The 4,994-nt window shown below is 50.4% G+C and carries 6 protein-coding genes and 1 pseudogene; 2 read left to right on the top strand and 5 right to left on the bottom strand.

What is annotated here, in order from left to right:
- From B2899_RS06515 to B2899_RS06505, 3 genes are all read right to left on the bottom strand, one after another.
- The coding region (locus tag B2899_RS06515) for a DeoR family transcriptional regulator (protein ID WP_286884588.1) at positions 1 to 147 on the bottom strand (147 nt) is incomplete at its 3' end.
- A 396-nt stretch (positions 148 to 543) separates the two neighbouring features.
- Positions 544 to 720, bottom strand: coding sequence for a 50S ribosomal protein L32 (gene rpmF / locus B2899_RS06510; RefSeq protein WP_043066021.1), 177 nt, complete (start codon positions 718 to 720; stop codon positions 544 to 546).
- A 110-nt stretch (positions 721 to 830) separates the two neighbouring features.
- Complete coding sequence (locus B2899_RS06505) at positions 831 to 1,349, bottom strand: YceD family protein (RefSeq protein WP_146809432.1); 519 nt, start codon at positions 1,347 to 1,349, stop codon at positions 831 to 833.
- Positions 1,350 to 1,516: 167 nt separating this feature from the next.
- Here B2899_RS06505 and B2899_RS06500 point away from each other — a divergent pair, with 167 nt between their 5' ends.
- Positions 1,517 to 2,761, top strand: a complete 1,245-nt coding sequence (locus B2899_RS06500) for a nucleotidyltransferase (RefSeq protein WP_286884567.1) — start codon at positions 1,517 to 1,519, stop codon at positions 2,759 to 2,761.
- A 6-nt stretch (positions 2,762 to 2,767) separates the two neighbouring features.
- On the opposite strand, the gene B2899_RS06495 is transcribed toward B2899_RS06500, so the two are convergent.
- Together B2899_RS06495 and B2899_RS06490 are read right to left on the bottom strand one after the other, a co-directional pair.
- Positions 2,768 to 3,865, bottom strand: a complete 1,098-nt coding sequence (locus B2899_RS06495) for a SepM family pheromone-processing serine protease (RefSeq protein ID WP_286884565.1) — start codon at positions 3,863 to 3,865, stop codon at positions 2,768 to 2,770.
- Positions 3,862 to 4,641: a patatin-like phospholipase family protein gene (locus B2899_RS06490; RefSeq protein WP_146809435.1), complete on the bottom strand. Its 780-nt coding sequence runs from the start codon at positions 4,639 to 4,641 to the stop codon at positions 3,862 to 3,864. Before B2899_RS06490 ends, B2899_RS06495 begins: the two co-directional genes overlap by 4 nt.
- A gap of 122 nt (positions 4,642 to 4,763) precedes the next feature.
- On the opposite strand from B2899_RS06490, the pseudogene B2899_RS06485 reads away from it, so the two are divergent.
- Positions 4,764 to 4,994: pseudogene (locus tag B2899_RS06485) on the top strand (sporulation integral membrane protein YlbJ); the annotation flags it as partial.

The following is a 4,994-nucleotide window of genomic DNA, read 5'->3' as shown; positions in this document are numbered from 1 at the left end:
TGGAATGCCGAGTTCCAGCCGGTCGAGGCGAATGGTCTGGATGCTAACGCCAAAATGCGCGGCAAGTTCTTCATCCGTGTAGAACGGGCTTGCCAGAAGCAAATTGTGCAGTGCCTCCTGGCGAACTTTCTTCGCAAGGCGAGCCATCCTGCTTCACCACCTATAGTATCTCCACGTACTCAACCGTTCTTATTACCAGCTACTAATAGCAGTATATAAAAAAAGTTTTGAAATAACAACGCTCTTTTTTCGATTTTGCCATTTATTTTCGCGTAAGGAAAATAAATTCCTGCCACTTCAGAAAACTAGTCAGCATTCGAGCACATAAGACAAGAAGCTGCATACTGAACAGCACAGAAGGACGGACCGAAAGAAGGAATGGGCATGTCACCGGGGCACGCTCCTAAGAGGAAGTATACGCTGCCCGCCCCATAGGACAATTGAAGGAGAACTACGGATCTTTTAGCCGCATATTCTTAATTTACGATCAGAAATAAAAAAGGAGACGAAAATGATCGAGCTCATTTTTCGCCTCCTGGGTTATTAAGCGTTATTCACAACCTGGTTTCCTTTGTATGTGCCGCAGCTTTTGCATACGCGGTGAGCCAGCTTCATTTCGCCACACTCAGGGCATTTTACCATGCCCGGAACTTCCAGCTTGAAGTGAGTCCGACGCTTATTTTTACGAGTTTTCGACGTCCGTCTTTGAGGTACTGCCATGTATCCCACCCCCTTCACAAGATTACAATCAAAGCATCTATTTGATGGGACAAGTTATCCATCAAAACACAACAATCATCATACCTGATTTTCAGGTAAATGAAAAGCTTTTATTTGTCTAGCTTTCCAAAAAGTTCACCCAGCACAGCCAGCCGCGGATCGATGCGTTCGACTACACAGCCGCAGTCTTTCTCGTTGCGGTTTGTGCCGCATTCCGGGCATAAACCTTTGCAATCTTCATTACATACCAGCGTGTGTGGCAGCGACAAGAGCACCGCACCTTCCAGATACGGGGTTAAATCGATTTCCTCGTCTTTAAGCGGATGAATCTCCATTTCTTCGTCTACATCGAATTCAATCTGATTCTCATCCATAAATGTTTCCTTCACGCCTACATCATAACGGTACGGAAACTTCGCCAGACAGCGGGCGCATTCCATCGTAAGCTCGCCGGATAAGCGGCCTTCTACAACAAACAATCCCGTTGCTGCATATGCTTCTCCGGTAAAGCGGGCAGGCTTCGACTCGACAAGCTGCTGATGCTTCCGCGCAAGGTTCAGCTCCACCGTCTCGTCAATCGGAAGCTTGCCGCCCCGCAGCTGAAGCAGCTGGTTTTTTTTCAATTTCATAACGATGCCACCTCATTTCAAGCAACAAAAGTTATTATACTTTTCCTCGAACAATATGTCAAGGAAACAATCTTGACACCCTATAATTTTGAATAAATAACCGGCATTGCCTTTGCTTTCCCAAATCCTATACTATTGAAACAAATACCAAGCGGAGGAAGTGCAACATGAAAACAATTGGAATGGTTGTTGAATACAATCCTTTACATAACGGCCATGCCTATCATTTCACCGAATCAAAAAGGCAAACCGGTGCCGATGCGGTCGTGGCGGTCATGAGCGGGCATTTTCTGCAGCGCGGAGAGCCGGCCATCGTGAACAAGTGGGCGCGCACCGAGATGGCGCTCCGCCTGGGTGTGGACCTTGTGCTCGAAATCCCGTTTGTCTATGCAACACAGAATGCCGAGCAATTCGCATTCGGTGCGGTCGCCACGCTGCACGCCACCGGAGTGGTAAATGAAATATGCTTCGGATCGGAGAGCGGCGAGATTGCCTGGATAGAAGAATTGGCAGCTGTTCTGGCCGATGAGCCGATCGCATTTCAGCAGGCATTGCGACAGGGATTAGAACAGGGACTCAGCTATCCTGCCGCGTACGGGGAAGCGATTCAGGCAGCGCTTCCGGGCCTGGTTGATGATACGGTACGCAGTCACGCCGCCGAGCCAAATAACATTCTTGGCTTGAATTACTGTCTGGCTCTTCATCGACTGCGAAGCTCCATTCGCCCTGCCACCATCAAGCGGCAGAAAGCAGGCTACCATCAGATGACGGTCACCGATCAGAGCATCGCCAGCGCAACGGCATTGCGCAAGCTGATCGCCGAACAGCCATCCGGCGGAATCGAAGCGATTCGTCCATACGTGCCTGCCAGCACAAGCGATATATTACGGAAAGAGGAAGCGGCAGGACGCTTTCCCGTTACATGGAACCTTTTCTATCCATATCTTCAGCATCAATTGCTTACCCGCTGGCCGGACGAGCTAGGAGCTATCCACGAGATGAACGAGGGAATTGAACACCGCTTACTTGCAGCGCTGCCCCGCGCTGCTTCGTTCCGCGAGCTTATGGAGACTGTAAAAACAAAACGCTATACCTGGGCGCGGCTGCAGCGCCTGCTTCTATATAGTATGTTCAATCTAACGCGCAAGAAAATGAATGCTGCAGTAAATGGCCAGGGACCTGCGTATATTCGCGTCCTCGGCTTTAATCGTGTCGGCCAGCGCCTGCTGAAAAAAATGAAAGAAACAAGCACGCTCCCTGTCATCACCCGTGTCGGTAAAAACAAGCACCCGATGCTTGCGCTGGATGTTCAGGCCGGATCCCTGTATGCTCTTGCATTTCCAGAGCACCTGCGCCAAAAAGAAATGCAGCGGGAATACTGGCAACCCCCGCTGCACTTTGAATGCGAATGACGACTTTTATTTGCCGCCCTTTGGCGGCAGACTTTCCAAATATTTAATCGCATCATCCAACGTACGCACCGGCACGATCTTCATCTTCGTGCCAAGCTTCTCTGCCTCTGCCTTCGCATCTGCGTAATTTGAACGCTGCTTGCTTCCCGCCGGCGTCGGATTATCCGGCGCAAAGAAAATGTCGGCCTCCATCTTATCCGATGCACGCACTTTGTGCTTCACTCCGCCAATCGGCCCAACCCTTCCGTCGGCGTTAATGGTGCCTGTCCCGGCGATACGGTACCCCTTGGTCAAATCGCCCGGTGTCAACTGGTTAAAAATTTCAAGCGTAAACATCATACCCGCAGACGGACCGCCGATATTCTCAGACTGAATCGTCACTTTCTTCGGCAATTCGATATCCCGCTTTGTAGTAGGGCCGTCCGGATTTGGATACGCAATGCCGATACCGGCACGTGTCTCTTTCTGCCCCGGCGTTTTCGGGAATGCCTTTAGCCTGATGTCCGCCGTTTTAGCCTGTCCGTCCCGAATAAACGTTAACTTAACCGTTTCCCCTGCTTTTCTTCCTTTCAATACAGCGAGCAGTTGTGCCGCGTTTTTGATCTCTCGGTCATCTACTTTCGTAATGACGTCTCCGATTTTCAAGTATTGCTTAGCAGGCATGTCCGATACAAGAAATACAACGAGAGCACCCTGCTCGTTGACTTTTACAGGCAGTCCCGCTTTACGGAATGCGGCAATCATAGCGTTTTGCTGTGAATTTTTCATCTCCTGCAGCTCCCGCAGGTTGTACTGCTCGTCCGTTTCGTGCGGGCTGTGAACCGTCGTCTCTTTCACAAGATCCGCATACGGGTCGGTTTTGGCGTACAAATAACCCAGTACATTGGCTTTGCTCATACGAACCGTGGTCAGCATAAGCATACCCTTCTCATCTTTCTGTCCTCCTTCAACCGTAACCATCGGCTGAAGCTCAATCGCCGATCCGGGACGAATAATATAATAGTCGGTCGGGTAGAGCACCACGGCCAGTATCACCACCGCAGCAAGCACGGCGGCGATAAAGGGGGCAAAGCGTCCCCCTAAAAAACGCCGGCGGCCAATCATGCACGTTTCCTCCCATCTTCTATTTTCTCTTGAATGTGCGGCACCATCAGCCGTGCCGCCTTTCTTCCTTCTTCGATAATCTCGTCAATATTCGTAAAGGATGTCGAACTAAACCGCCCGACATCCGGTCGAATCATAATATCCGCATGAACGGTACGGTGAAGAAAAATCTCGCGTTCCATCACATCAATCGTTTGGAAGATCACGTCAAAAAACGTACGGACCGGGCTATTCGAAGGGGCAAGCGATACATCCACACCGATCGTCAATTCGGCCCCCATGCTACGCGCAAGCTCAATCGGCACCCGATCGACCACTCCGCCATCTACTAATAACTTACTCCCTAATTTGTACGGTACAAAAATACCCGGAATCGACACACTGGCACGTACCGCTTCGTGGATCGGTCCCTCTGTGAACACCACCCGCTCGCCCGATACCAGATCGGTAGCGACGATAGACAACGGACGTTCCAATTCTTCGATTGTTTTATTTCGGGTCAGCAGTTTTACGATATGACGCAGCTTCTCTCCCGTAACAAATCCCATGCCGGGCACACACAGGTCCAACCAGTGTTTCCGCTTTAAATTTACTGCAAGCTTCTCCAACATTTGCGGTGTAAATCCGCACGAATACAGTGCCGCTACCAGGCTTCCCATGCTGCTTCCCGACAAATAAGCGGGCACAATTCCGTGCTTTTCAAGTATTTCCAAAACGCCGATATGCGCGAATCCTCGCGCGCCGCCTGCTCCTAAAGCCAATCCGATGCGCGGCATACCATTCCCTCCGTTTTCCGTTCAGGTCTATTTTGCTTTTTCGCCCCGTACATATAAGGATAGGCCCTGTCCGTCCCGGTAGCACGACAGATCTATACATACGAGAGTAAGGAGAAATGCCTATGCGTTCCATAAAACCGTACATTAACACTGCCCTGTTCGCTGTCATTTCGTTTGTTCTGGCAGCAAGTCTGCTGTTGTTTCCCCAGGCATCATTTCTAGCAGCGTTGCGCGGCCTGAAAATCTGGTGGGACGTTGTGTTCCCCGCGCTTCTTCCCTTTTTTATTACATCGGAAATTCTCCTCGGGCTGGGACTCGCCCATTTTATGGGAGTGCTGCTTGAACCGCTCATG

The organism is Aneurinibacillus sp. UBA3580 (genome assembly GCF_002375825.1).
Classification (GTDB): Bacteria; Bacillota; Bacilli; order Aneurinibacillales; family Aneurinibacillaceae; genus Aneurinibacillus; species Aneurinibacillus danicus.
This window is presented reverse-complemented; position numbering and strand designations above follow the sequence as displayed.

Bases quoted from the DNA above. Each gene is read 5' to 3' on its own strand.
- rpmF (WP_043066021.1), bottom strand. From the start codon at position 720: ATGGCAGTACCTCAAAGACGGACGTCGAAAACTCGTAAAAATAAGCGT.
- B2899_RS06505 (WP_146809432.1), bottom strand. From the start codon at position 1,349: ATGAAATTGAAAAAAAACCAGCTGCTTCAGCTGCGGGGCGGCAAGCTT.
- B2899_RS06500 (WP_286884567.1), top strand. From the start codon at position 1,517: ATGAAAACAATTGGAATGGTTGTTGAATACAATCCTTTACATAACGGC.
- B2899_RS06495 (WP_286884565.1), bottom strand. From the start codon at position 3,865: ATGATTGGCCGCCGGCGTTTTTTAGGGGGACGCTTTGCCCCCTTTATC.
- B2899_RS06490 (WP_146809435.1), bottom strand. From the start codon at position 4,641: ATGCCGCGCATCGGATTGGCTTTAGGAGCAGGCGGCGCGCGAGGATTC.